Here is a 26502-nt window from a genome sequence, read left to right on the forward strand (position 1 = left end):
AGGGCAGCGCGAGGGCTCGTTCAGGCGGGGGTGTCGGCGGCGCCTCCCGGCGCCCCGCCCTCTGCAGCCGCTGCGGCGGCGCGCTCCGCCGCGCGCGCCGCCTCATCTTCCTGGGCGAGGAGCACGTCCGTCTGCGCGAGCGCCGCCTCGCGCTGGTCGATCAGGGCGGCGCAGCGCGAGCGCGCCGCGGCGAGCAGGCCGAGCCCGAGGGCGAGCCAGCCCGCCATCGCCGCGAAGCCGCCGGTGAGGAAGGCGCCCGGGTCGCTGCTGCCGGCCTTGGACATCATCAGGAACACGTAGAACGGCGAGGGCGCCGCGACGACGAGCGCGCCGTCGCCCGCGCCGTTCCTGGCGATGAGGCCGGCGATCGCCGCGACGATCCAGGGGCCCACCGCGATCGTGAAGAGCAACGTCACGAGCAGCACCCGCGCGACCATGGACGAGCCGGTCCGCGCGCGGAGGAACGCGCCGAGGCCGACGAGAAACACGTAGAACGCAAGCGCGTAGCTGGTCAAATACCCGAGCTGCTGCGCCGAGAACCCGGGCGACACGACCGAGGGGTCGACGAGCAGCTGGAAGCCGAGGAGCCAGAGCGCGGCGATCGCCGCGACGCCGACCCCGAGCAGGAGGTACGCCGAGCGCATCACGCCGGGGCCGAAGAAGCGACGGAGCCGGCTCGCGCCGTCGCGGGCCCAGTGCACCTCGACCCGGCGCGAAGGGGCGACCGGCTCGCCTGCGAAGAGGAACACGCAGAAGGTCAGGAACAGCAGCACCGCGCACATGCCCGCGAGGATCGCGGCCAGGCGCTCGTGCGGGTCCACCGAGAGCGCCGGCACCGCGGCGGCCGCGGCGAGCACCGGCGCGCAGACCACGAACCACCGCTTCAGGCCGACGGAGCGATCGTCGCTCTCGCTCGTGAGGTTCGCGACGGTCACCTGGTACAGGAACCAGGCGGGGACGAGGATCGCCGCCGTCGGCAAGAGGACCAGGAAGAGCACGTAATCCAGGCCGAACGGGGCGCGCTGGTACGCGGCGGGGAGCCAGATCGGGGGGCCCTCGGGGACCTCGGGCCAGGCGTGGTGGGCCGCGTACGAGAGCCCCCAGCCGGCCGCCATGAACAGGCCGCTCGAGATCGGGAAGGCGAGCAGCAGCGTGACGAGGATCGCCACGCGGAGGCTCGCCATCTTCGAGCTGATCGCCAGGCCGAAGGCGACGCTGAGCAGCGCGATCAGGAAGAGGAACAGGAAGGCGATCACCACCTCGAGCGCGGTGATCCCGCCGAACAGGAACGGCAGCGCCCCGACCGGCGCGAGCATCACCACGTACATCGAGATCGCCGTGTAAGCGGCGAGGAACTTGCCGCGCGCGATCTCGCCGGGCGGGATGCCGGTGAGCAGCACCGCCTCCCACGTGCGGCCCTCGCGCTCCGACGCGATGCTGTTCGCGGCGACCGCCGGCCCCACGAGGGTCACGAGGAGGTACGCGAGCGAGAAGAAGACCTGGAACAGGATCACGCCCGTCGTCGCAGGCGAGACGTCCGTCGACAGGATGCCGCCGAGCGACGACACGAGCAGCGTCATCAACACCACGAACACGAGGAGGATGACCGGCGTGCGGCCGAGGCGCGCCGCCTGCTTGAGCTCGCGGATCCAGATCGGGTTCGGATCGCGAAAGAGGCGACCCACCCGGTGGCGCGCTCGATCGACGAGCCGCTGGGACGACGGGCCGCCGGACGGCGATGTGCCGGTCTGCACGCTCACTGCACCTCTCCTTGCGTGACCTCCAGGAAGATCCGCTCGAGCTCGTTGCGCTCCGGCTCGACCCCGATCACCCCGACCCCGCTCCGCACGAGGTGCTGGACGATCTCGGCGATCGTGACGTCGTTGCCCACGTAGCTGACGTGCACCGCGCCCGCGACGAGCTCGACGTCGAGGATCCCCGGCCCGCCCCTCAGCAGGAAGGCCGCGGCCTCGGGATCGCCGAGGACCCGCACCTTCACCTTGCGCCGCGGGAGCGGCGCGGGCGGCGCCGCGTAGGCCGGCCCCGCGGGCGCGGCGGCGTGCGGCGGGCCCGCGCCGTACGCCGCCGGAGAGGGCTCGGGCGCGAGCGGCTGGCCCGGCGCGCCGAGCGGCCTCGCCTCGGGGCCGTACGGCGGCGCGCCGTGCACGTGCGGGCTTGGCCCGCCGCCGCCGCCGCCGCCGTGCGGGGCGCGCCCGGCCGCGTGCCCGGCGCGCAGGGCCTCGAGGCGCGCCGCGATCTCGCCGATGGGACCGGCGACCACGAGGCGGCCCTTCTCGAGGATGCCGATCGACGTGCACACGTCGGAGAGCTCCGTGAGGATGTGCGACGAGAGGAAGATCGTCTTCCCGAGGCTCCGCAGCTCCAGGAGCAGATCGCGGATCTCGATGCGCGCGCGCGGATCGAGATCGCTCGCCGGCTCGTCCAGGATGAGGACCTTGGGGTCGTGCAGCAGGATCCTCCCGAGCTGGAGCCGCTGCTTCATCCCCTTCGACATGGTCGCGACGATCCGGTCCTGGATCTTGCCGAGGTCGGTCAGCTCCAGGACGGCGTCGACCACGTCGAGCGACGGCACCCGGAAGGCGTCCGCGAAGAACTCGAGGTACTCGCGCACGGTGATCCGGTCGTACACGCCGGCGTGATCCGGCATGTACCCGATGCTGCGGCGGACCGCGGCCGGGTCGATCGTGACGTCGACGCCGTCGATCTCGACCCGCCCCGCCATCGGCTCGAGCAGGGTCGCCATGACCCGGATCGTCGTCGTCTTGCCGGCGCCGTTCGGGCCGATGAAGCCGAAGATCTCGCCGGGGCCGACGTCGAAGGTCACGTCCTTGAGCACGTCGAGCGCGCCGAAGCGGTGCGAGAGGTGGCGGACCCGGATCGTCGGCGGCGGCCGCTCGGGCCGCGCGTCCGGGGGCGGCGCGACGCCGGGCGCGGCGCTCACGGCGCACCCCCGAGGCCGACGATCCGCACGAGCACGCGGTCGCTCTCGATCCGCAGCCCCGCGTCGCTCGCGCGGCCCTCGCCGCCGTCGAGCTGGCCGAGCAGCACGGGCACGCCGGCCGGGAACCAGTCGACCGCGTCGCCGGCGGCCTCCTCGACCGCCCACCACGCCTCGCCCAGGCCCGGGGCGTCGGGCGCGAGCAGGGGGACGAGGAGGCTCCCGCCGAGGTCGTGGACGTCGATGCCGCCGACCCGCCGCCCGAAGCCCACCTGCGCCAGCCACGTCCGCCCCTCGCTGCGCGTCCCGACGTCGATCCCGTCGCGCGACGAGACCTTCTCGCCGTCCCGGACGCGGGCGAAGTAGCGGGCCTCGCCCGACGGCAGCCGCAGGATCCCGCCGCGCAGATCACGCCCGCTCCGGTTGTTCACGACGAGGTCGCCGCTCGTGTCGGCGACCATGGCGATGCCGTCGCCGATCGGCGCGGTCCCGTCCTCGCGGACGATCACCGTCTGCCACGCGCGCGCGGCGACGTCGGCCAAGCGGGCCCCGTCGCGGTCCACCTTCAGCCGATCGGGCCGCACGGGCACCTCGGAGATCGCCGCGGTGCTGATGACGCTGCTCGCGTCGGTCGTGCGCACCGTGAGGTCCTCCGCCGTCGCGACGAAGAAGCTGCGGAACCGGCGCACCGCGCCCTCCGACATGCCGGCCCCCGCCTCGACGAGCGTGAGGTGGCGCGCCCTGCCCCGCACCCCCTTCGCGAGCACGCCCACGCCGACGACCGCCGCGAACGCGACCGCCGCGTAGATAGGCAGGAAACGGAGCGCGCGGAGCGGCCTGCCCTGCCTCGCCGCCCGCGAGAAATTGATCGGCCCGGCGAGCACCGCGTACAGGCAGAGCAGCAGCGCGGAGAGCCCGATCGCCCAGCGCGAGCTCTCGTTCGGGTCGAGCTGCTTCCGCACCTGGTCGAGATCGAGGCCCATCACCTCCTCCCCCGGCCGGAAGGCGACGGTCGAGCGGCGGTCGTAGGCGCGGCGCGCGAGATCGGCCATCCGGATCTTCACCCACGGATCGACGGCGGCGGGCGAGCGCGAGGGATCGAACGCGAGCAGGTGCACCTCCCCGAGGCCGTAGGTCGCCGAGCTGCCGTACAGGCTCCCGCGCAGGTTGCCGCCCGACCAGCCCGAGAGCGTCTCGGCCACCTCGGGGCTCGCGCTCGGCGCCGGCGCGAGCGCGTTGCCCTGCTTGCCGAGGCCGCTCCCGCCGCCCGGCGCGGGCGGCGCGATCTCCTCGAGCACCTCCCGCGCGAGGCCCGCCCTCGCGACCTCGCCCCCGACGAGCGCCGCGAGCGTCGGGTGCCGGAGATCCTCGGGGCGGGCCACGGCGAGCGCCAGCGTCCCGCCGGCGAGCACGTACCCGGCGAGCGCGTCGAGCTCGGCGCCCCTCAGCCGCGCGAGCTTGTCCGTGCGCATGAACACCACGTCCGCCGCGCTGTAGAGGGCCGCGCGATCGGGCAGCAGCGGGTCGCCCGTCGCGCTGTCGAAGCCCGCCTGCTCGACCCACAGGGTCGGGCCGGGCGACGGCCCGGGCCCGCGCCCGGTCGGCAGGTACAGCGGCGCGACCGGCGCCTCGTGCAGCGTCCCCCGCAGGGGCGACGCCTCGCTGACGTCGAGGAGCACCACGGCGCGCTGCGAGGTCGACGAGAGCGACGCCACGTGCACGCGCGCGCCGTGCTCGTCGATCGCCCGCACCTCCACCTCGCCGAAGGGCGACACCTGCACGGGAACGCGCACGTGGATCGACGCGCCCGCCGCGACGCTGTAGGGCGCCGACGCGATGAAGACGCGGTCGTCGGAGTAGCGCTTCGACTCGACCTCGACCTCGCCCTTCACCGCCCCGCCGCCGCGGTTCTCGATGCGCAGGACGACCTGGTTCCAGCCCCAGGGCAGCGCGCCGCTCGTCCCGAACAGCGGCGCCGCGTCGACGCGGAGCTCCGGCGGAGACCACGGCGGCGCCTGCGCGAGCGCCGGCGCCGCCGCCGCGAGCGCCGCGAAACACGCCGCGCCCGCCCACAGCGGGGCGGGCCCGATCGCCCGCCCCCGCGCCGCCTCTCCGCGCCTCATCGCCGGATCGCCTGCGCCACGGGCTCGGGGCGCGCCTCGACCGCGGCGGTGAGCGCGGCGACCACCTGGTCGGTCGTGATCCCCTCCGCCTCGCCCTCGAACGACCGGATCAGGCGGTGGCGCAGCACCGGCTTCGCGACCCGCTGCACGTCGGCGAAGGCGACGTGCGCCCTGCCCTGGAGCAGCGCCGCGGCCTTCGCGGCCAGCACCAGCGACTGCGCGCCGCGCACGCCGGCGCCGAACCGGAGCGCCCGCCGCACGATCTCGGGCGCGCCCTCGGCGGCCGGGTCGCTCGCGCGCGTGAGCCGCGACGCGTACCGCAGGACGGGCTCGGCGACCGCGACGTCGCGGCAGAGCGACCGCAGCGCGAGCACGTCGTCGCGGGTGAGCACGCGCGGCGGCGGCCCGCCGTCGTGGCCCGTGGTCCGGGCGAGGATCTCGGTCAGCTCGTCCTCGGTCGGGCTCGGCACGAGCACCTTCAGCAGGAACCGGTCGAGCTGCGCCTCCGGCAGCGGGTACGTCCCTTCCATCTCGATCGGGTTCTCGGTGGCCAGGACGAAGAACGGCTCCTCCATCACGTGCCGCGTTCCGGCGATGGTGCACGCGTGCTCCTGCATCGCCTCGAGCAGCGCGCTCTGCGTCTTCGGCGTCGCCCGGTTGATCTCGTCGGCCAGGATCACCTGCCCGAAGATCGGCCCCTTGTGCAGCGAGAAGTGGCGCGCGCCGTCCGCCGCCGCGACGAGCACGTTCGTCCCCGTCACGTCGCTCGGCATGAGGTCCGGGGTGAACTGGATGCGGGAGAACCTGAGGTCGAGGCAGCCGGCGATGGTCCTGACGAGGAGCGTCTTGCCGAGCCCGGGCGCCCCTTCGAGCAGGACGTGTCCGCCCGCGACGATGCCCCAGAGCGTCTGCTCGATGACGTCGCCCTGGCCGACGATGACCTGCCCGATCGCCTCCCGCAGGCGCCCGCTCGCCTGGCGCGCGAGCTCGAGCCGCGCCTCGAAGGAGGCGGGGGCCGCGCCTTGCCCGCCGTCAATACCTGCGCCTGATTCCGCCGCCATTCGATCGCCCTCGGGCCACGACCATAGCCGGCCGCGCGCCGCGCGTCGATCGCGGCCTCGCGTGTTATCTTTTGCGCATGAACCTGCTTAGCCGACGCTGTCGAAATGCCCTCGCATCGCTCTGCATTCCCGCGCTCTCCGCGCGCGCCGGCGTGGCGCTCGCCGCGGCCCTCTCGCTCGGCGCGAGCTCCTGCGCCAGCATCGTCGGCGAGCACGAGGCGGAGACCAAGTTCCTCGTCAAGCCGACCTCGCAGGCGAGGTTCTCCGGGTGGAGCGAGGTCTCCGTCTCGCAGGATCCAAACTCCGTCGACGGCGCCAAGCTCATGTTCATCCGGCTCGAGGCGCGCGACAGCAACGTCCCCGACCTGACCTTCATCAAGAGCATCACCGCGGAGGCCGTCGTCGACGGCGAGGCGACGACGATCGCCAGCAAGTCGCCGATGCCGAAGGGGGAGCGCATCGTCCCGCTCGATCGCGCCTACCACGGCGACATCCGGAAGTTCTTCTACGAGGACACCGAGAACGGCGGGTACACCGTGCACGTCGACTGGAGCGGCGAGATCGACCTGACGAAGAAGATCCCCGAGGAGGGGGTGTGGATGAAGGTGATCGTGGCGGTCCGCATCGAGTGAGCGCGCCGCCGCGGCCCCGCCTCCCCTCTCCGGGGCTCCGTCAGCGCTGCTAGTTCCGGAGCGCGGCGCCGCGGGCGCAACCCACCAGCTCTTTGAAGAGCGGCGACGTGACGTAGCGCTCGCCGCCGTCGGGCAGGATCACGATGATCTTCTTGCCCTGCATGTCGTCGCGCGCCGCGACCGACAGCGCCGCGGCCATCGCCGCGCCGCCGGAGATGCCGACGAGGATGCCCTCGGTCTTCGCGAGCCGCTGCGCGGCGTCGAAGGACTCGTCCTCGGACACGGGCACGACCTCGTCGATGAGCTCGCGCCGGAGGATCTTCGGGATGAAGCCCGCGCCGATCCCCTGGATGAGGTGCGCCCCCACGCGGCCGCCGCTCAGCACGGCCGCGTTCCGGGGCTCGACCGCGATCATCTTCACGCCCGGCTTCTTCTCCTTGAGCACCTCGCCCACGCCGGTGATCGTCCCGCCGGTCCCCACGCCGGCGACCACGGCGTCGACCTGGCCGTCCGTGTCCTCCCAGATCTCGAGCGCGGTGGTCGCGCGGTGGGCGGCCGCGTTCGCCGGGTTCTCGAACTGCTGCAGCATCACGGCGCCGGGCCGCTCCTCCACGATCTGCCGCGCCCGCGCGACGGCCTGCACCATCAAGGTCCCGGGCGTCAGCTGCACCTCCGCCCCGAAGGCCCGGAGCAGCGCGATCCGCTCGGGGCTCATCGACTCGGGCATCGTGAGGATCAGCCGGTAACCCTTCGCCGCGGCGATCATCGCCAGCGCGATCCCCGTGTTGCCGCTCGTCGGCTCCACGAGCACGCTGCCCTGGGTCAGCTTGCCCTGCCGCTCCGCGGCCTCGACCATCGCGAGGCCGATGCGATCCTTGATGCTCCCGCCCGGGTTCCGGCTCTCGATCTTGCCGATCAGCTCGGCGCGCAGCCCCTTCCCCGCAGAGCTGAGTCGAACGAGGGGGGTCCGCCCCACCGTCATCGCGATGTTGCCGAAGATGCTGCCCACGTGCCGCCCTCCCGCGCTGGGGGCGGCCGACGCCGCCCGGCTAGATGGCGTAGTCTTGCACGAAGATCTTGGCGTCGCGGAGATTCACCATCACCCTGTCGCCCTCGGCGAGCCCGAGCTCGGCCACCCGGTCCTTGGTCAGCTCGACCGAGAGCGGCTGACCGTCGGACAGGCGTAGCTCCGCCTTGACCATCCATCCGACCCGTGATAGCCGCTCGACGCGCGCCACGCTGGCGCCGTCGCCGCGCTGCTCGTCCGACGAGTCGATCCGCGCGTGGAGCTCGACGTCGTGCGGCCGCACGAACGCGCGCACGCTCGCCCCGTCGCCCGTCCCCGGGGGGGCGTGCATCGCGAAGGTCCCGAGCGCCGCCTGGCCGTCGCGCACCTCCCCCTTGAGCACGTTGATCGATCCGACGAAGCTCGCGACGAACTCGGTCGCCGGCCGGTCGTAGATCTCCTCGGGCGTCCCGATCTGCTCGACGCGCCCCTTGTGCAGCACGATGACCCGGTCGGCGAGGTCCATCGCCTCTTCCTGGTCGTGGGTCACGAAGACGCTCGTGATCCCGCGCTCCTTGTGCAGCTTCCGGATCCACTCGCGCAGCTCGAGCCGCACCTTGGCGTCGAGCGCCCCGAACGGCTCGTCGAGCAGGAGCAGCGACGAGCCCGGCGCGAGCGCGCGCGCCAGCGCGACGCGCTGCCGCTGGCCGCCGGACAGCTCGTGCGGGTACCGGCCCCCGAGCCCCTCGAGCTGCACGAGGCCGAGGAGCTCGGCCACGGTGGCGTCGATCTCCTTCCGGGGCCGCTTCCGGATCGCGAGGCCGAACCCGATGTTCTCGCGCACCGTCATGTGGCGGAACAGCGCGTAGCTCTGGAAGACGAAGCCGATGTTCCGGTCCTGCACCCGGGTGTTCGTCGCGTTCTCGCCGTTGAGGATCACCTCGCCGGCGTCGGGGGTCTCGAGCCCGGCGATGATGCGGAGGACCGTGCTCTTGCCGCCTCCGCTCGGCCCCAGCAGCGCGACCAGGGCGCCGCGCTCTATCTCGAACGAGACCTCGTCGACGACCTTGTTCGGACCGAACCGCTTCGTGAGCTGCTGGACGATAATCCCCATAAGAACATCTGGCCTTCTGCCGCCTGAACGCGCCGCAGACAGAAAATCTGGACGCGCAAACGCGCACCAGGGTCGCGCGCCGGCCGGAGAGGCGCAACCAGATTCAGAAATATGCATCGGAAAGGTGAGGGAATTTGCAAGAAGGTTCCCTCGCCGTGCGAGGTTTGCCTTGCGGCGCGCTCAGCCATGGAGCGATGAGCGCGGGCTCCGCGCCGGCTGGCCTGCCGGTCCGGTGAGCGGCCCGAGGTGCTAGCATCGCCGCGCCGCGGCGAGACGGGAGGCCGCGGGCGGCGGACCAGGGACGGAGGCGGATGCGTTGTCTGGTGACTGGGGTGGCCGGATTCATCGGTTCACACCTGGCGGAGCGGCTGATCGAGCTTGGGCATGAGGTGCTCGGGGTGGATCGCTTCGCGGACTACTACGGCCGCGAGCTCAAGGACGGGAACCTGGCCCGGCTGCGCGGCGAGGCTCGGTTCTCGCTCTCGACGGCCGATCTCGCGACCGCCGACCTCCGCCCGCTGCTCTCGGGCCGCGAGGTGGTCTTCCACCAGGCGGCGCAGGCCGGCGTGCGCCCGAGCTGGGGGCAGAGCTTCGAGGGGTACCTGCGCGACAACGTGCTCGCGACGCAGCGGCTGCTGGAGGCGGCGAGGGCCCGCGGCGAGGTGCGCAAGCTCGTCTACGCCTCGTCGTCGTCGGTGTACGGCGACACGGACGACGTCCCCATGCGGGAGTCGAGCCGGACGGCGCCGTACTCGCCTTATGGGGTGACCAAGCTCGCCGCCGAGCACCTCTGCGAGCTCTACCGGCGCAACTTCGGCCTGCCCACGGTGTCGCTCCGGTACTTCACGGTGTACGGGCCGAGGCAGCGCCCCGACATGGCGTTTCACCGGTTCATCGCCGCGATCCTGAAGGGCGAGGCGATCCGCCTGCACGGCGACGGCGAGCAGACGCGCGACTTCACCTACGTGAGCGACGCGGTGCAGGCCAACCTCGGCGCGATGGAGGGCGGCGCCGTCGGCGTCTTCAACATCGGCGGCGGCTCGCGGGTGAGCCTCAACGAGGCGCTCGGGCAGCTCGCGGAGCTCGCCGGTCCCGTGCGCGTGGAGCGCGGCGAGCCGCAGGCCGGCGACGTCCGGCACACCTTGGCGGACACGGCGGCGGCGCGGGCGGCGCTCGGGTACGTGCCCCGCGTCGCCCTGCGCGACGGGCTCGCGGCGCAGGTGGCCTGGCAGAAGCAGCTGGCCGGCCCGCGGTAGCGAGCTCGCGGCGCCCCGGGCGGCGAGGCGCGCCTCAGGGGAGGGCGAGATCGACGACGTGCGCCGCGGGCACCCGCGCGGCCACGATCTCGCCGGCGAGGTTGATCCAGCCTGCGCAGCGGTCGAGGACGACGCTGTCGGAGGAGACGACGCCGCGCGCGCCCGCGAGGAGGCGATCGGGATCGGGCACGAGCGTCGCCTCGATCGAGAACGGCGCGCCGCCGAGCCGCTCGAGGAGGCGCGCGCGCAGCTTCCCCGAGCTGGAGACGGCGGCGTCGAGGAGGACGCGCGCCCGCGCCGCGCCGGCGAGGGCGAGCGCGTCGCCGAGCAGGTCGACGGCCGCGTCGGTCTCCGCGATCGGCGCGTAGCTGCCGCGCAGCCCCGCGAGATCGCGGAGCGCCCCCTCGGGGCCGCGCACGAGCAGGCCGCCCGAGAGGGCCACCTCCAGGGTGATGATCAGGTTGAAGCCGTCGATGTTCACCTCGGCGCCGCGCAGCGACGACGCGGGCGCGCGCCGCGCGGCGCGGGAGGCCCGCTGCGCCTCCGAGCAGGCCGCGCGCTGGACCGCGAGTCGCTGGCGCGCGGCCAGCTGGTGGTGATCGCCGACGGTCCGGATCGCCGTGGTCGCGGGGTAACCGCGGCCGAGGAGCCACGTCACCTCCTCGAAGGCGACGCGCAGGCGCGCGACGGCGTCGGGGCCGAAGAGCTGGCCGTCGTCGGGGTGGCTGCCGCGGGATGAGGTGGCGTTCATGCGGGCGCCGGGCTGGCTGCAGGGCTCCCAGCCGCCAGGATGTAGCACCTCGCCGCGCCTCCATCCGCCACGCCGGCGAGCGGACCCATTCGACCACGAGATCGAGATCCTCGCCTGCGCACGCCGCGGCGTCGCAGCGTTCGATCACGAGCGGTATCGCGCCCGGCAGCGCCACATCGACGGCCGTGATCGGCCGCGCAGGACGCGCGTACAGCCCAGGTCACGCCCAGCCGAAGTGAAGCTCTCACCCCGCCGCACGGCGCGCCGAGCAAGGTTCCGACCGAGCATCTGGAGCTGAGCGCTTGCGGAGGCGCGCGCTCCTCTCGCTAGAATGCGCGGTTTCCTGGGGGAGGATCATCAAGGAGACAACGATGGCAGCCTATGGTTACAGCTTCGTCACGGACAAGGCGTTCAGCGCGTTCGCCCGCGATCTCGAGCAAGGCGCGTGGAAGAGCGTCTCGATCGCCAAGTACGATGTCCCGAACCGCGTACCGACGGCGCTGCTCCTCGAAGCGCCGAAGCCGGTGATCTGGAAGGTGCGCGCGCTCTGGAGCATCACGGCGCTCGATGACGCGCTCGGCGTCGCCTCGGCCGCGGCGCTCGCCGAGCTCGACTCGGAGTGGGACGCTTCCCAGCGGGCGCTGCACCTGTTCCTGGCGTCGGAGGCCGAGAGCAAGGAGCCGGCGCAGCGCGACGCGGCGGTGCGGCTCCGCGGCGCCCTGCTCGCGGGGGCCGGCACCGAGCAGACCCGGTACACGTACGACGCCGAGGTCGACTACGGCTGGCATCAGGTCGCGGTTGCGGGCAAAGCGCCGCTCGCCGCTGACGTGAAGAAGGTCGGCGCCGGGCCGCACCTGAAGCGCATCGAGGAGGCGACCGAGGCGCTCGCCAAGGGGCTCGGCCGGAGCGCCGGCCAGAAGCGCGCGGTCGCCCGGTCGAAGCGCATCCGGGAGGCCGTGGCGGCGTGCACGTCGGCGTTCAACGCCATCCACGACGACATCGGCTGGCTGATCGAGCACACGCCGAGCGGCAAGCACCGCGAGCTCCTCGAGGCGCTCCACGCGCCGTTCCTCGCGCTGCTCGAGCGGAGCCCGCAGCGCGCCCCGGCGGCCGCCGAGCCGGAGGAGGACACCGGCGAGGCGGACGCCGAGGAGACGGCGCCGTCGGAGCCCGCCGAGATGGAGAGCACGCCCGGCTGAGAGCATCCGCCGGCCGGGGCGCGACCGGCCGGCGGCTCGTGCCGCCCTGATCCGCCACGCGCGTCCCTGCCGTGACGTCAGCTCGCTTCTTGATATCCACTCACGAGGGCGGCGCTCCAGCGCGCTCTCCCTGCGCAGGATCACCTGCGCTTCGGGAGCTGCACCACCACGTGATCCGTGAGCCACGCCTTGCCCCCCGGATCCGTCTGCTGAACCCGCCAGCGACCTACCAGGTCCAGCGGCGTCGGGAGTCGCTCGAAGCTGCGGCCCGCGAGGCAAGTCCGCTCGTACACCTCCGGCCAGCCGGCCGCGTCACGCGCTCCCAGCATCACGGCGATACCGTGGCGGGTCTCCGCGAGACGATAGTCGTCGATCTGCTTCTGGATCCCCTCGTTGTGGGCAGCGTCGCGCCAGATCTTGGTCTCGATCAGGGCATGGCCGTCGATTCCCGGCCGGGTCAGGCGCACCTTGATATCAGGAAACCCCGCCACCTGGACGACCTCGCGGTCCGTCTCCCATCCGAGAAGGCGCAGCCCCGCCGCGATGAAGGAGCTGAACACCTGCTCGTGCAGCAGCCCGGAGTCGCCATGGAAATCGCGCCCGAAGCGGCGCAGGTTCGCAAGCACAGCGCTGACGTCCTGGATCAGACGCTCGATGGGGTCGCCTGAATCTGCCGGGACCGCCGGCAGGTTCAGGATCGAGGCGATGGGCCAGGCTGTTACGGGGTCGGCGAGCATCGAGCCTTCGACCTTCACCAGACCGGCCGCGCGCAGGAGCTTCAGCGCCTGCTCCGGGTCGATGGAGATGCGCTCACCGGACTGCAAGGCGCACGCGTCGCGGAGCCGCTGCATCGGGACCGAGCCGGCGTGCTCGCGGACGATCTTCAGCACGCGCCAGGGCGCATCGAGCCGCCCGTACTGCGAGACGGAGGAGTGCACCGCGCGAATGAAGCCATCGTGCCTCTCGCGAAAGACGCCGAAGATCTGGTCCAGCGCCTGCACGGAGGGGCTGCTCGCATCCCACAGGTGCTGCAGCCCGTAGGTCACGAGCACCGGGCTGCCCCCGGTGAGCACGCGAAGGGTCTCCAGGGCGATGTCGCCGAGGGGGCGCTCGTCGTCCTGGAAGGGCCTGGCGAGCTCCGAGATCTCCGCTGGTCCGAATGGATCGAGCACGCAGGGCTCGGCGCGGCTGACGATGCCGGACCCCACCTCGCTCTCGAGGTAGAAGAGGCCGATCCCGCCCGCGAACACGACGTCGAACCGCGTGCTGTGTTGCTTCCGCGCGACCTCCAGCCGGTTGAACCAGCTCCGCGCAAACGCCCCCCGTTCGCCCTCTCCGGCCGTGACGTACTGGTCGGCCTCGTCAAAGAGAACCACCAGCCGCGTCGTGTTGCCATCGAGCACGCGCTCGAGAAGGTCATCCATCCGTGGCGCCGAGAGCTCGCGGATGCCGAGCCGCTCCGCGAGGTCACGCACCGCTCCGGCCACGGTCGGCTCCTCGGGCGGCCCCGCGACGAGCAGGACGCGCGTCCCCGGTGCCTCCTCGAGACGAGCCTGGATCTGCTGAAGCAGCACGCTCTTTCCCATCCCGCGGGCGCCGATGATCTTGACGGCAGCGCCGAGACGGAGATGCTCCGTGATCGCCTTCACCAGCTCATCGCGGTGCACCGGGTGGCCTGGAGCGTGCTGCTGCCAGTTGTAAGGGTTGGGTCGCCTCGTCACACGGCCACCTGAGTCTGCGTGGGCAGCAGGGTCCGCACGTACCACGACAGGTGCTTCGGTAATCCCAACGTCTTCTCGTCGAGGAGGCCGAAGTTCCGCAGCATCCGCGCGCCAGGGCCATGCAGCCCGCCTGCCCGCTTCACAGACGCCGCGCGATCGTGGCTCTCGACGAGATCGAGGAGCAGCGAGTAGGCAGCCGGGTATCTCTTCGAGAGCAGCGCGATGATTTCCCGGTCCACGTCCAGCACGGCCTGGCGGCCTAGAAAGCGCTCGATAGCCCCCTCGCGATAAGGATCCGTCGGCTCCTTCTGCTGGCCCCCCGGGGCATGCAGGCGAACCTCTTCGAGGAGTGCCGAGCCGAACTGTCGGTGCAGCAGCGGGTGCCCGCCGGTCCACGCGCGGGCAAGCTCCGCCGTCTCGTACCCCACGTCGAGACCCACGCGGCGCCCGAGCTTCCGGAGCATCTCGGTGTCGCGCGGCGGACGGATCGGTCCGAGCCACATCGGCGTGAACCCCGCGAGCAAGGGGTTCGGCACCCCGTCCAGTTGCGGAACGGACAGGTGCTCGGGATCACGACCGATCAGCACGAGCGAGACGGCCCCCTGCTGTTGCTGGGACAGCGCGCGCACGAGCCCGAGGAGCCTGGAAATGCCCGGCACCGGGCCGAGGTTGCCCTCGCGCTCGAAGAGGAAATCGTACTCGTCGATCACGAAGCACAGGCGCAGCCCCTCGTCCAGGATCGCCTGGGCCGCCTGCTTCAGGCCGGCGATGCCTTGCCGTGCCGGAGGCTCATAGGACACACCTGCCACGCGCATCCTGCGACCCAGCGCGGCAAGCATGTCGTCGGCGACGCTCTCGACGTTCGCTAGATCCAGCCCCTCCGCGTCGACCCAGAGGACGCACGCCTGGAACACGACCTTCTCGGCGTCCAGCGCCTTGATCCCGCTCGCCGGGTCGAGCCAGTCGGTGACCGCGCGAACCAGGGATGTCTTGCCAGATTTGCGCAGCCCGAACACGCCGACCGCGTCGCCGCGGAGGACGCGCGTGCGGAGCTCCATGACCTCCGCATCGCGGCCCATGAGCTGGTGCCCTCGGACCGCGTCACGCTCCTCGAAGACGTCGTACGTGGGCAAGCACTGGCGGAGCACCTCGGAGAGCGGCGGCCAGTACCCCTCCTCGTCCCATACCCACGCCACCCGCTGACCCCGACCGGGCATCCGCCCGAGGCGATCCTTGAGCAGCCGACCCTCATCCATCGTATGGCCATCGTCCGTGACGATGACCAGGTTGCCGTCGAGCCGCAGGCCAGAGCGTACGACCTCGTCGGCGGCGCGCTGGAGATCCCTCGACTGGATCTCGCCCTGGACTGCGATGAACAGCAGCTCGGGGGCCAGCCCGAACCCCTCCTGGATGTGCTGCGGCGGCTTCGCGCGGAGGAGCCAGCTCCGCGGCGCAACTGGACGAGCATGGGTCAGCTCGAACCCGTCCCTCTTGAGCGTGTCAAGCATCACGGCGCCGTAGTGGAGCTCCTCGTCGAAGCGCCGCAGGAGGTGCTCCAGTGCCTTCGTGCCGCCGCCGTTCATGCGCAGAGTCTCCCACACAGCTGCGACCTCGTCATCGGCCGGCCAGACGCTGGCGAGCTCTCGAGGCTGCCACCACACGCTGCCGGCACCCGGCAGCGCTTCCGTCTGCCGCTGCCGACACCCGGCAGCGCTTCCCTCCCCCTGTGCCGGCACCCGGCAGCGCTTCCCTCTCCCCTGCCGACACCCGGCAGCGCTTCCCTCCCCCCGTGCCGGCACCCGGCAGCGCCTCTCTCTACTGCTGCCGGCACCCGGCAGCGCTTCACCTCTCCCCGTCCCCGTGCTGGTAACCGGCAGCACTTTGTCTGCGCACGATCGACCCCCGGCGGCGCTTCCCACGGACGGAACCGCGCCATCCCGTGACGATCTGCTATCCTCCGCCGCCGTGATTGTGGACCAACCCACCACACCTGCTCCCCCCGAGGCTCCGGAGGACCGGGTGACGTTCGGGCTCTCGGCCTTCGAGCCCCGCCCGAGCCTCATGGCGCCCAGCATCTCGCCGCCGACGTCGACGGCGCCGTACGTCTCGGTGGTCGTCCCGGGGCTGAACGAGGCGGAGAGCCTCGCCGAGCTCGCGCAGCGCGTGGACCAGGCGCTCCGAGGGCGCTTCACCTACGAGCTCATCTTCGTGGACGACGGCAGCACCGACGACAGCTGGGCCGTCATCTCCAAGATCCACGCGGACAACCCCCTCGTGAAGGGCATCCGGCTGCGGAAGAACTTCGGCAAGGCGACGGCGCTGACCGCGGGGTTCCGCAAGGCCAAGGGCGACGTGGTCGTCACCATGGACGCCGACCTCCAGGACGATCCGGCCGATCTGCCGAGCTTCATCGCCAAGGTGCAGGAGGGACTCGACGTCGTGGTCGGCTGGAAGGTCAACCGGCTCGACCCCACGAACCGCCTCGTCCTGTCCCGCATCTTCAACGGGACGGTCCGCTCGCTCACGGGCGTGAAGCTCCACGACATGAACTGCGGCTTCAAGGCGTACCGCAGCGAGGTGCTGCGCACCTTCCCGATCTACGGCGATCTCTTCCGGTTCATCCCGGCGCTCGCCGCGTGGCAGGGCTTCCGCGTCACCGAGATCCCGGTGCGCCACCACGCCCGCAAGTACGGCACCTCCCGCTACGGCCTGGAGCGCATCCTGCGCGGCTTCTTCGACCTGCTCAGCGTCCTCTTCCTGACCCGCTACTCGAAGAAGCCGATGCACCTGTTCGGCCTCATCGGCCTCGTGTTCACGGCGATCGGGCTCCTCATCAACGCCTACCTGACCTTCCTCTGGTTCTTCGGGCACAAGATCGGGGATCGCCCGCTGCTCCTGCTCGGCGTGCTGATGATCCTCCTCGGCATCCAGCTGTTCTCCATGGGCTTCATCGGCGAGTTCCTGGCCTTCCAGATGCAGCAGCGACACCAGACGGACGAGCTGCCCGTCCGCGAGGAGATCGAGTGATATCCGACGCTTACTTCGGTCGCTTCGAGACCGTCAAATACCGGAATGCAGGCGCCCTGAAGCGGAAGCTCATCCAGCGCTTCGCGTCCACGATCCACGACCTCTTCGTCGAGGCGAACCCGGTCGAGCGCGTGCTCGAGATCGGGGTCGGCGAGGGCTTCCTCTCCGGCTACCTGTCCGAGAAGTTCCCCGAGAAGCAGTTCCACGGCGTCGACCTCAACCCCGCCGACGTCGAGCGGGTGAAGCGGCTCTTCCCGCGCATCGAGGCGCGGGTCGGGAGCGCCTACGATCTCGGCGATCCCTCGCCCGGGTTCGATCTCGTGATCTGCGCCGAGGTGCTCGAGCACCTCGACGCGCCCGACCGGGCGCTCGCCGAGATCCAGCGGCTCTCGCCCCGGCGCGTCATCCTCTCCGTGCCGCACGAGCCGTTCTTCAAGCTCTCGAACCTGCTCGCGGGGAACAACGTGCGCCGCCTCGGCAACGACCCCGATCACATCAACCACTGGAACCCGACGTCGTTCCGCCGGCTCGTCGAGCCGCGCTTCGAGATCCTGCGGCTCACGACCTCCTATCCCTGGGTCCTCTGCCTCGCAGCGCCGCGCTGAGCATGCGCCGCGCTGCCGTCGGCGCGCTCGTCCGCCTGATCGGGCCGCTCCTGCTCGCGATCGTGATCCTGCGCATCGAGGACCGCGACGCGGTGGTCGCCGCGCTCGCCGCGGCGCCTTTGGGCCCGCTCGTGCTCGCGACGGCGCTGAACCTCGTCAACATCCACCTCAAGGTGCTCCGCTGGGACGTGCTGCTCCGCGCCCGGGGCATCCGTTACCCCCTCGGCCGCGCCTGGGCGTCGTTCATGACGTCGCTCTACGTCGGCATGTTGACCCCGGGGCGCGTCGGCGACGTGCTGCGGATCCGCTACCTGCGCCACGATCTGGGCGTGCCCTACGCCGAGGGGCTGGCCTCGGTCGTGATGGACCGGCTGTGCGACCTCTACGTGCTCGCCGCGTTCGTCGCCGTCGGCGTCGCGCACTACAGCGCCGTCGTCGTCGGCCGCCTGGCGTGGCTGACGTGGGGGGGCATCGCGCTCACGGTCCTCGCCCCGCTCGCGCTGCTCATCCCCGGGCTCGCCGACCGGGCGCTGCTCGCCGTGTACCGGAAGGTCGCGAGGAAGGGGCCGGCCGCCGGCGCGGAGCCCGACGGCCCGAGCCGCTTCCTCGCCGCATTGCGCGCGCACGTCGGGCGCGGCCTGCTCATCACCCTCCCGCTCACGGTGGCGACGTTCGCCGTCAACTTCGTGCAGGGCTACCTGATCGCGCGGGCGCTCGGGCTCTCCCTCTCGCTGTTCGACGTCACCTGCCTGCTCGCCATCGCGAGCCTGCTCGGCCTGCTGCCGATCTCGGTCGCCGGCGTCGGCGTCCGGGAGCTCTTCTTCTCGCTCGTGTTTCCCTCGCTCGGCATCAGCGCCGAACACGGCGTGACCTTCGGGCTGCTCGTCTTCGCGGTCATCTACCTCGCGGTCGTCGCCCTCGGCTTCGTGAGCTGGCAGATCGCCCCGCCGCCCACGGAGCCAGACGCGGTTTCCTAAAGGGAGAAACGGGCGGTCAACGTCAGGGGCTCCCCGTCGTAGGCGGGCACCTTCGCCGCGGCGTCGCGGAAGGACTCGATCACACATTCACCCACCTGGGTGCCCTCGTAGGGCGCGCCCTCCAGCTCCACGCGGGGGCCGCTCGGCTCGAAGGTCACGGTCACGCTCCCCTCGCCAGTCGGGCCGCCCGGCTCCCAGCAGCGCTGCGCGCGCGCCTTGCCGTGCTCGATCGCCGCGCCCGCGGCCCTGCCGAGGCGGACGCGCGCCATGGTGGCCCGGCGCGATCCCGGCTCGGCCGCCGCGCGCGCCTCGGCCCCCTCGGAGGAGAACGGGGACGCGTCGGCGGTGGCGGGGAACATCGCGGTGCGCTGGAGGCAGTGCGAGGGGCGGATCATCGCGTAGCCGGTCGCGGTCGCGAAGCCGCACACCGCGAGCGCCATGAAGAGGGCGCGCGGGCCGCCACGGCCGGGAGGCCCGTCGAGCGGGCCGTCGTCGCGCGAGCCGCCGCGCAGCCGCTCGACCTCCGCGCGGACCTCCGCGAGCTCGGCGTCCCGGGCGGCGAGCGCCGCGTCCCGCTCCTTCAGCTTGGCTTCGAGGGTTTCGATGCGCGCGCGAGCCGCATCGAGGTGATCCCGGTATTGCGACATGCGCCTAGTCTAGCCTGGCCCGCGCGGCGCGCCCTGCCCTTCCCGCGCCCCCGCCGTTCCTTGACAACGGGGGGTAGGGTCAAGTAGCCGAGGACGCCTCCGCCCCCATGCTCGCCAACCCTCGCACCAGGCTCAACCAAGCGCTCGCAAGGCTCGACGGCGCCATCGAGCGGCTCGCGCGCGCCGCCTTGACCCTGGCGCCGTGGCCCGTCCTCTTCGGCATGAGCGTCGGCGTGGCGGTCTGGGTCTTCACCCACCCGACCCGCCTCGCCCTGTTCAGCACGAACAAGCTGCCCGAGCTGGAGCGCCGCTGGATGGCCGGCGGCGTCGGCGCGGCCGTCGTGGCCGTCGGGCTCGTCTACTTCCTGGCGATGCTCGCGCGGCGCGTCCGGACCGGCTCGTGGGCCGTCCTGGAGACGGCCGGGCGCCTCAACCGCGCCCTGCGCCCCCTGCTCGCGCTCCCGTTCGTCGCCGCGCTCAAGCTCCCGGGCATCGAGAAGGAGAGCCCGAAGACCGCGCTCTTCTACGCCGCCCTCGCGGCCGTCGCGGTGGGCGCCGGCGCCTACGCCTGGGGCAAGGGCCCGCGCCTCTCGCCGGCGGACGACGACGCGGCGGACGACAATGCGCCCGCGCCGTCCCGCGCCGGCGCGCTCGCCAAGGCCGGGCGCTGGCTCGCGCCGCTCGGCGTGCTCGCGCTCTGGGCGGGCTACGCCTTCTTCTTCTCGCGGCTCGCGATCACCAACCACCGCGCGCTGCACACGCGGACGCCGGACCTCGGCTACTACGACAACATCTTCTACCAGTCGATCCACGGCCGGCCGCTCGGCTGCTCGTTCCTCAAGGCCGGCTACCACGGCTCCGCGCACTTCGATCCCATCCTCGTCCTGCTCTCGCCGCTCTACCTCCTCTATCCGCGGGCCGAGTTCCTCCTCGTGCTCCAGGCGGTGTGGCTCGGGACCGGCGTCATCCCCGTCTACCTGCTCGCGCGCGAGAAGCTCGAGCGCCGCAGCAAGGCGCTCCTGCTCGCCGCCGTGTGGGCCATCTACCCGGCCCTGCACGGCGCGAACATGTACGAGTTCCACTCGCTCGCGCTGATCTCACCGCTCGTCGTGTGGCTGCTCTACTTCTACGAGGCCGGCAAGGACAGGCACTACTGGGTCACCCTCGGCCTGCTCCTGCTCTGCCGGGAGGACGTCTCCCTGCTCATGTGCTTCGTCGGGCTCTACGCCATCCTCGACCGGCGCGCGGGCAAGACGCGCATGGGGTGGACGACCATCGCGGCGAGCCTCGTCTACTTCGTCATCGTCAAGCTGTTCTTCATGACGTCGGCCGGCATCATCATGTCGGGCAAGGACGCCTACTCGTACGCCTACTACTACGAGGAGCTCATCCCGAACCGGAGCGGGGTCGGCGGACTCCTGATCTCGTTCCTGACGAACCCCGTCTTCACGCTCAAGGTCGCGCTCGAGGAGGCGAAGATCAACTTCCTGCTCCTGATCTTCCTCCCCCTCTGCTTCCTCCCCTTCGTCGCCAAACCCGGGCGCTGGATGCTCGTCTACGGGCTCGCGTTCTGCCTGCTCGCCTCGCGCGACGCGGTCTTCTCGATCCACTTCCAGTACTCGTCGATCCTCTTCCCCGTCGCCTTCGCGCTGACGCCGCTCGCGCTGAAGCGGGTCGAGGACGCCGCGCCCGCCGCCTTCCTCGGGCTCGACGGGCGGCGCCTCTCGCGCGCGCTGCTCGCCGCGACCCTCGCGGCGAGCGCGCTGGTCTCGTGGAAGTTCGGCGGCCTCGTCGAGAACGCCTCGTTCCGCGGCGGCTTCTCCCGCGTGGCGCGCTCGCTCACGCCCGAGCAGGAGGCGACGTACGCGTGGGTGAGGCAGCAGGTCGAGGTGATCCCGCCGGGCGCGGTCGTGGCCGCGACGAGCAAGATGGGGCCGCACATCTCGAACCGGAAAGAAGCCTATTTCTACCCCGGCGAGCGCGCCGAGAGGGCCCACTACGTGCTGCTCGACGAGAGCGAGCTCAAGGGCAAGAACCAGGAGCGCCACAGCGCGGCGGTGAAGCGCGGCGAGCTCGAGGAGGTCAGCCGGCTGAAGAAGATGGCGCTGTTCAAGCGGGTGAAGCCGGCGCAGCGGACGGACGCGGCGGAGCCCGACGAGGACCCTACCGGGGAGGCGCCGCCGGAGGTAGGAAAGCGGAACAAGAAGCCCGACGCCGGCGCGCCGGCCGCCCCCTCCAGCACCGCGGAGCAAGATGAAGACCCTCCTCCTGGCCCATGACTTCGACGCGACCTCCGAGCACGCCCTGAGCGAGGCCATCGAGCTCGCCCGCAAGCTGCCCGCGAGGATCGTCGTGGCGCACGTGTACAGCGTGCCCGTGTACAACTTCCCGGAAGGCTCCTCGCTGATCCCCTCGGCCGAGGACGCCGCGCGCCTCGCCGAGGTGGCCCAGCGGAGCCTCGATCAGGTGCTCGCGCGCGCGAGCGCCGCGCCCGACGTCGCGATCTCCGGCGTGCTGCGCGCCGGCGTCCCCGACGAGGAGATCTGCCGCCTGGCGGACGAGCTCCGGGCCGACATGATCGTGATCGGGACCCACGCGCGCGGCGCCCTCGCCCGGGCGCTGCTCGGCAGCGTGGCCCAGCGCGTGGTGCGCGCGGCGAAGGTGCCAGTCCTCAGCATCCGCGGCCCGCAGCCCGCGGGCTGATCCGGCGTTTGCTGACGCCCGCACGCCCGCGCGCCCGCACGCCCGCGCCCCCGCACGCGGGCCGCGCCGCTCCGGCGCCCCCTTAGCCGACCACGGAAGTTTCCCGAGGCGCTGTCAAATACGTCCTGCGGCGCGCCCGAAACCTCGTTGAAACAGAGAGCACGTTACACGCCCGTGCTCATGAAGATCGACACTGGGGATACGGCCTGGCTCCTCGCTTCGACAGCCCTCGTCCTTTTCATGACGCCGGGACTCGCCCTGTTCTACGGCGGCATGGTGCGCCGGAAGAACGTGCTCGCGACGCTGATGCACTCGTTCGCGGCGCTCGCGGTCGTGACCGTGCAGTGGATCGCGCTCGGGTATTCGCTCGCGTTCGGCACGTCCCACGGGGGGCTCATCGGGGGGCTCGACTATGTCGGTCTTCAGGGGCTCGCGCAGGTGGAGCGGGGCACGGTGCCCCACCTCGCCTTCGCGGCGTTCCAGATGATGTTCGCGGTGATCACGCCCGCGCTCATCGCGGGCGCGTTCGCCGAGCGGATGCGGTTCCCGGCCTACCTCGTGTTCATCCTGCTCTGGTCCACGCTCGTCTATGACCCGGTCGCGCACTGGGTCTGGGCGGAGAAGGGCTGGCTCTACGAGATGGGGGCGCTCGACTTCGCGGGCGGCACCGTGGTGCACCTCGCCGCGGGCATCTCGGCGCTCGTCTGCGCGATCGTGCTCGGCAAGCGCTCGGGGTACCCGCACGAGCGGCACGTGCCGCACAACCTGACGATGACCCTGACGGGCACGGGCATCCTCTGGTTCGGCTGGTTCGGCTTCAACGCCGGGAGCGCGCTCACCTCGGGCGGGCTCGCCGCGCTCGCGCTGCTCGACACGCACGTCGCCGCGGCGGCGGGCGGCGCCGCGTGGCTCTTCGTCGAGTGGGCGCAGCGGGGCAAGCCGACCGCGCTCGGCGTCGCGTCCGGCATCGTGGCCGGGCTCGTCGGCATCACCCCGGCGGCCGGGTTCGTGGCGCCCTGGGCCGCCGCCGTGATCGGCCTGCTCGCGGGCGTGGTCTGCTACTTCGCCGTCGTCTCGAAGGAGCGCCTCGGCTACGACGACTCGCTCGACGCGTTCGGCGTGCACGGCGTGGGCGGGCTGCTCGGCGCGATCCTCACCGGCGTCTTCGCCGAGAAGGCCCTGAACGAGGCCGGCCGCGACGGCGTCATCGCCGGCAACCCCGGGCAGCTGGTCCCGCAGCTCGCCGGCATCGTGGCCGTCGGGCTGTACGCCGCGATCGTGACGTTCGTGCTGCTCAAGCTGGTCGACAAGGTGATCGGCCTCCGCGTGGCCGAGAGCGACGAGCGCGAGGGCCTCGACGCCACGGAGCACGGCGAGACCGGCTACGCGTTGTGACCGCACGCCTCTTCTGAGAGTGCGCGCGGCGCGCGGCGCGGTGTCGCGGCGCCGCGCGGGCAGGTAAGTACCCCCAAAACCTAGAGAAAAGGGCGCCCGTGGGCGCCCCTGCCGCGCTCGCTTCCCCGGTAAGGCGCCGCACGTGAGACCGGGACGCCCGTCGTAGTTGCCTCCCCCCGGGCGCATCGCTAGCTTGCGCCGAATTTTTCCCCTGGGCGCGCGCCGCGGGTGCTCGCCCCGTCATCACGGAGCAGACACGTATGAGCGGCCATTCGAAGTGGGCCACCATCAAGCGGAAGAAGGGCGCGCTCGACGCGAAGCGCGGCAAGCTCTTCACGAAGCTCATCAAGGAGATCACCGTCGCCTCGCGCATGGGCGGCGGCGACCCGAACGGCAACCCGCGCCTCCGCAAGGCGGTGAACGACGCCAAGGGCCAGGCGATGCCCGCCGATACCATCAAGCGCGCCATCCAGCGCGGCACCGGCGAGATCGAGGGCGCGAACTACGAGGAGATCCTCTACGAGGGCACGGGCCCCGGCGGGACGCTCTTCCTCGCCGAGGCGATGACCGACAACCGGAACCGCACCGTCGCCGAGATCCGGAAGATCTTCGAGAAGAACAACGGGCAGCTCGGCGCCGGCGGCTCCGCGCAGTGGGCGTTCGACAGGAAGGGGATCATCCTCATCGCGAAGGACGCGGCGACGGAGGACCAGCTCATGGACATCGCCGTGGGCGCGGGCGCCGACGACTACAGCGACCAGGGCGAGGAGTGGCAGGTGCTCTCCAGCGTCGAGGCGATCGATCCCGTCGTGAAGGCCCTCGAGGACGCGAAGATCCCCGTGAAGTCGAGCGGCGCGGGGTACGTGCCCAAGAACAAGAAAGAGGTCGCGGGGCGCGACGCCGAGGTCTGCCTCAACCTCGTCGACACGCTCGACGACCACGACGACGTGCAGAACGTCTACGCCGACTTCGACGTGCCCGACGAGGAGCTCGCGAAGCTCGAGGGCTGATCGCGCGCGGCGCATCGCGCGCGACGCGGCGACGCGGCGCGCGCCGCGCCCCCCCCGCGCTCACCCGCGCCACCGCCGGCCCCCTCGCGCGGGCGGCGCGCCTCAGGGGCGCCAGATCGGGAAGCTCACGATCGCCCACGAGAAGAACGCGTGCGCGAAGATCGCCGGCGGCAGGCGCCCGGTCCGGTGCACGACGCGGCCCCACACGAGGGAGCAGCCGAGGCCCGCCGCGACGAGCAGCGGGTTCGGGCCGGCGAACGGATCGCCCAGCAAGAACAGCGTGGGGAGGTGCGCGGCGGCGAACAGCGCGCTCGAGAGCAGCCAGGCCGCGGTCAGGCCGAGCGGGCCCTCGAGCGCGCGCATCACGAGGCCGCGCCAGACGACCTCCTCGAGCGCGGCGATGACGAACACCGCCGCGCCGACGAACACGCGGGCGTCGGCGGAAGGGTCGCCGAGCTGGAGGTAAAGGCGCAGGATCCACGCCTCGCGCGGCGAGCCCCGCGGGGCCAGGGTCAGCTGCACGGCCATGGCGAGGCCGTAGAGCGCCGCGGCGACGAACGCGCCGCGCGCGAGATCGCCCGAGCGGGGACGGAACGCGGCGCGGAGCTCGCCGCGGCGGCGGAGCCACGCCACGGCAAAGGCAGCGAGCAGGGCGTAGAGCGCGCCGGGCGCCGCGAGCAGGGCGGACGAGCCGCCGCGCGCAGGGTTGAACGCGAACCCGACGGCGACCGCCGTGCCGGCGGCGACGGCGGCGGCGATGAGCGCCGCCTCGCGGCGCGAGGCGCGCGGCGGCTCGCGTGGATCGGGCGGTTCGGGGGAATCGAGGGAATCGGCGGAACTGAGCGGATCGGGCGGATCATGCCCCGGCGGCTCGCGCGCCAGGGCCGGGTCGGCGGCGCCGGGGACGGCCGGAGAGGCAGCGGGGCCAGGATCGTCGGGCGTCATCGCGGGCACGGCGGGCACAGCTGCAAGACCCGGTCGAGGATGCGGTCCGCGAGCACGGGCTTCGGCAACACGCCGAGGGCGTCGGCGGCGTCGCGGGTCACGAGCGTCGCGCGGTTGTCGTCCCGGCCGAACGAGTCCGCCGCGTGGTTGGCGACGATCAGGTCGACGCGCTTGTTCGCGAGCTTGTGCCGCGCCAAGGCGACCACCCGCTCGTCGGTGTCCGTCTCGACGGCGAACCCGACGAGCACCGGCGCGCGGCGCCCGCCGTCGTGCGCCGCGCCGGCGAGGCCGGCGCGCGCCGCGCCGACCTCGGCGAGCAGATCGGGGTTCGGCACGAGCGGCAGCGAGGTGAGATCCGGCGTCCGCTTCAGCTTGGTCGCGTGCTGCTCGGCGGGCCGGTAGTCGGACACGGCGGCCGTCATGATGAGCACGTCCGCGGCGCCGAGATCCTCGCCGAGCGCCTGCCAGAGCGCGCCGCGCATCGCGAGGGCGCCGCGCACGTCGACGCGCCGGGCGCCAGGCGGGGTGGAGAGCGACACCGGGCCGGCGATGAGCGTGACCTCGGCGCCGCGCGCCGCCGCCCGCTCCGCCACGGCGAAGCCCATCTTGCCCGTCGACCGGTTGCCGAGGAACCGCACGGGATCGAGGTCCTCGAGCGTGGGCCCGGCCGTGACGACGACGCGGAGCCCGGCGAGATCACGCGGGGCGAGCCGAGAGAGCGCCGCGGCCGCGATCGCCGCGGGATCGGCCATGCGCCCGAGGCCGCGCTCGCCCGAGGCGACCTCGCCGAAGACCGGGCCGACGAGCTGCACCCGGCCGTCGGCCTCGAGCGCGGCGACGTTCCGCGCCGTCGCGGGGTGCGCCCACATGCGGGGGTGCATCGCCGGCGCGGCGAGGACCGGGCCCCGGGCGCACAGGGCGAGCGCCGTCACGAGATCGTCGGCGCGCCCCGCGGCGAGGCGCGCGAGCACGTCGGCGGTCGCGGGGACCAGGAGGACGAGATCCGCCTCGGCGGCGAGCGCGACGTGCAGCTCGCCCGCGAAGCCCGGATCCCACATCGTGTCGCGGACCGGCTCGCCGCAGAGGCCGCTGAGCGTCATCGGCCCCAGGAACTGCTGCGCCGCGCGCGTCATGATCGGGAGCACACGCGCGCCGCCCTGGATGAGCATACGAGCGACCTCGGCGGCCTTGTAGGCGGCGATGCTGCCGGAGACGGCGAGCGCGACGGTCGGCCGCGCGCCGGCGGTCGGCGGCGCGGGTACATCAGGGGGAGGCGCGGGCGAGGACGGCGTTCGGCCGGACATGGAGCAGGTGCGAACGTGGGTCGAGGACCCCTCAACCGGGGTCGGGGATCCGTCAACCGGGGTCGGG

General features: G+C 72.4%; 22 protein-coding genes. 10 read left to right on the forward strand and 12 right to left on the reverse strand.

The annotated features are described in order from the left end of the window. Positions 1-20: 20 nt before the first annotated feature. From WMF43_RS41435 to WMF43_RS41450, 4 genes are read right to left on the reverse strand one after another with little or no spacing between them, the layout of a single operon-like run. Positions 21-1760, reverse strand: coding sequence for an ABC transporter permease (locus tag WMF43_RS41435; RefSeq protein ID WP_437673412.1), 1740 nt, complete (start codon positions 1758-1760; stop codon positions 21-23). Continuing rightward, positions 1757-2962 (reverse strand): ABC transporter ATP-binding protein, encoded by a 1206-nt coding sequence (locus WMF43_RS41440; RefSeq protein ID WP_437673413.1) that lies wholly within the window; start codon positions 2960-2962, stop codon positions 1757-1759. Before WMF43_RS41440 ends, WMF43_RS41435 begins: the two co-directional genes overlap by 4 nt. Beyond that, positions 2959-5082 (reverse strand): hypothetical protein, encoded by a 2124-nt coding sequence (locus WMF43_RS41445; RefSeq protein ID WP_437673414.1) that lies wholly within the window; start codon positions 5080-5082, stop codon positions 2959-2961. Before WMF43_RS41445 ends, WMF43_RS41440 begins: the two co-directional genes overlap by 4 nt. After that, positions 5079-6143: an AAA family ATPase gene (locus tag WMF43_RS41450; RefSeq protein ID WP_437673415.1), complete on the reverse strand. Its 1065-nt coding sequence runs from the start codon at positions 6141-6143 to the stop codon at positions 5079-5081. Before WMF43_RS41450 ends, WMF43_RS41445 begins: the two co-directional genes overlap by 4 nt. A gap of 77 nt (positions 6144-6220) precedes the next feature. Between WMF43_RS41450 and WMF43_RS41455 the strand changes: the two genes are divergently transcribed. Then, positions 6221-6775 (forward strand): hypothetical protein, encoded by a 555-nt coding sequence (locus tag WMF43_RS41455; protein ID WP_437673416.1) that lies wholly within the window; start codon positions 6221-6223, stop codon positions 6773-6775. A 49-nt stretch (positions 6776-6824) separates the two neighbouring features. Here the strand turns inward: WMF43_RS41455 and cysK are convergent, their stop codons facing one another. Beyond that, positions 6825-7784 (reverse strand): cysteine synthase A, encoded by a 960-nt coding sequence (cysK, locus tag WMF43_RS41460; RefSeq protein WP_437673417.1) that lies wholly within the window; start codon positions 7782-7784, stop codon positions 6825-6827. A 40-nt stretch (positions 7785-7824) separates the two neighbouring features. Then, the gene (locus WMF43_RS41465) at positions 7825-8895 is read right to left on the reverse strand and encodes a sulfate/molybdate ABC transporter ATP-binding protein (RefSeq protein WP_437673418.1); all 1071 of its coding nucleotides are present in this window, start codon (positions 8893-8895) and stop codon (positions 7825-7827) included. 311 nt (positions 8896-9206) lie between these two features. On the opposite strand from WMF43_RS41465, the gene WMF43_RS41470 reads away from it, so the two are divergent. Then, positions 9207-10151: an NAD-dependent epimerase/dehydratase family protein gene (locus WMF43_RS41470; protein WP_437673419.1), complete on the forward strand. Its 945-nt coding sequence runs from the start codon at positions 9207-9209 to the stop codon at positions 10149-10151. Positions 10152-10185: 34 nt separating this feature from the next. Here the strand turns inward: WMF43_RS41470 and WMF43_RS41475 are convergent, their stop codons facing one another. Continuing rightward, positions 10186-10902, reverse strand: coding sequence for a DUF434 domain-containing protein (locus WMF43_RS41475; RefSeq protein WP_437673420.1), 717 nt, complete (start codon positions 10900-10902; stop codon positions 10186-10188). A 371-nt stretch (positions 10903-11273) separates the two neighbouring features. On the opposite strand from WMF43_RS41475, the gene WMF43_RS41480 reads away from it, so the two are divergent. Next, positions 11274-12101, forward strand: coding sequence for a hypothetical protein (locus WMF43_RS41480; RefSeq protein WP_437673421.1), 828 nt, complete (start codon positions 11274-11276; stop codon positions 12099-12101). 140 nt (positions 12102-12241) lie between these two features. On the opposite strand, the gene WMF43_RS41485 is transcribed toward WMF43_RS41480, so the two are convergent. Beyond that, a complete protein-coding gene (locus tag WMF43_RS41485; RefSeq protein WP_437673422.1) occupies positions 12242-13822 on the reverse strand; it encodes an AAA family ATPase in 1581 nt (526 codons plus the stop codon). Then, positions 13819-15405, reverse strand: a complete 1587-nt coding sequence (locus tag WMF43_RS41490) for an AAA family ATPase (RefSeq protein WP_437673423.1) — start codon at positions 15403-15405, stop codon at positions 13819-13821. Before WMF43_RS41490 ends, WMF43_RS41485 begins: the two co-directional genes overlap by 4 nt. A gap of 382 nt (positions 15406-15787) precedes the next feature. Here WMF43_RS41490 and WMF43_RS41495 point away from each other — a divergent pair, with 382 nt between their 5' ends. Genes WMF43_RS41495 through WMF43_RS41505 form a run of 3 tightly spaced genes read left to right on the forward strand, consistent with a single transcriptional unit; the run spans position 15788 to position 18431 of the window. Further along, entirely contained in the window at positions 15788-16849 is a 1062-nt protein-coding gene (locus WMF43_RS41495) for a glycosyltransferase family 2 protein (RefSeq protein WP_437673424.1), read from the forward strand. Continuing rightward, a complete protein-coding gene (locus WMF43_RS41500) occupies positions 16846-17454 on the forward strand; it encodes a class I SAM-dependent methyltransferase (protein WP_437673425.1) in 609 nt (202 codons plus the stop codon). Before WMF43_RS41495 ends, WMF43_RS41500 begins: the two co-directional genes overlap by 4 nt. A 2-nt stretch (positions 17455-17456) precedes the next feature. Continuing rightward, positions 17457-18431, forward strand: a complete 975-nt coding sequence (locus WMF43_RS41505; RefSeq protein WP_437673426.1) for a lysylphosphatidylglycerol synthase transmembrane domain-containing protein — start codon at positions 17457-17459, stop codon at positions 18429-18431. Here the strand turns inward: WMF43_RS41505 and WMF43_RS41510 are convergent. Further along, positions 18428-19078: a hypothetical protein gene (locus tag WMF43_RS41510; protein ID WP_437673427.1), complete on the reverse strand. Its 651-nt coding sequence runs from the start codon at positions 19076-19078 to the stop codon at positions 18428-18430. The genes WMF43_RS41505 and WMF43_RS41510 overlap by 4 nt on opposite strands. A gap of 107 nt (positions 19079-19185) precedes the next feature. Between WMF43_RS41510 and WMF43_RS41515 the strand changes: the two genes are divergently transcribed. The 4 genes from WMF43_RS41515 to WMF43_RS41530 all read left to right on the forward strand — a co-directional run bounded on the left by WMF43_RS41515 (position 19186) and on the right by WMF43_RS41530 (position 24186). Then, positions 19186-21357, forward strand: coding sequence for a DUF2079 domain-containing protein (locus tag WMF43_RS41515; protein WP_437673428.1), 2172 nt, complete (start codon positions 19186-19188; stop codon positions 21355-21357). Continuing rightward, entirely contained in the window at positions 21332-21781 is a 450-nt protein-coding gene (locus WMF43_RS41520; protein WP_437673429.1) for a universal stress protein, read from the forward strand. Before WMF43_RS41515 ends, WMF43_RS41520 begins: the two co-directional genes overlap by 26 nt. A 180-nt stretch (positions 21782-21961) precedes the next feature. Then, entirely contained in the window at positions 21962-23176 is a 1215-nt protein-coding gene (locus tag WMF43_RS41525; RefSeq protein ID WP_437673430.1) for an ammonium transporter, read from the forward strand. Positions 23177-23436: 260 nt separating this feature from the next. Beyond that, entirely contained in the window at positions 23437-24186 is a 750-nt protein-coding gene (locus WMF43_RS41530) for a YebC/PmpR family DNA-binding transcriptional regulator (protein WP_437673431.1), read from the forward strand. A 102-nt stretch (positions 24187-24288) separates the two neighbouring features. On the opposite strand, the gene WMF43_RS41535 is transcribed toward WMF43_RS41530, so the two are convergent. Continuing rightward, positions 24289-25131, reverse strand: a complete 843-nt coding sequence (locus tag WMF43_RS41535; protein ID WP_437684199.1) for a CPBP family intramembrane glutamic endopeptidase — start codon at positions 25129-25131, stop codon at positions 24289-24291. Then, positions 25128-26435, reverse strand: a complete 1308-nt coding sequence (gene coaBC / locus WMF43_RS41540) for a bifunctional phosphopantothenoylcysteine decarboxylase/phosphopantothenate--cysteine ligase CoaBC (protein ID WP_437673432.1) — start codon at positions 26433-26435, stop codon at positions 25128-25130. The genes WMF43_RS41535 and coaBC overlap by 4 nt, the downstream gene beginning before the upstream one ends. Between the last annotated feature and the right edge of the window lie 67 nt (positions 26436-26502).

This window comes from Sorangium sp. So ce131 (assembly GCF_051519095.1).
Lineage (GTDB): Bacteria > Myxococcota_A > Polyangia > Polyangiales > Polyangiaceae > Sorangium.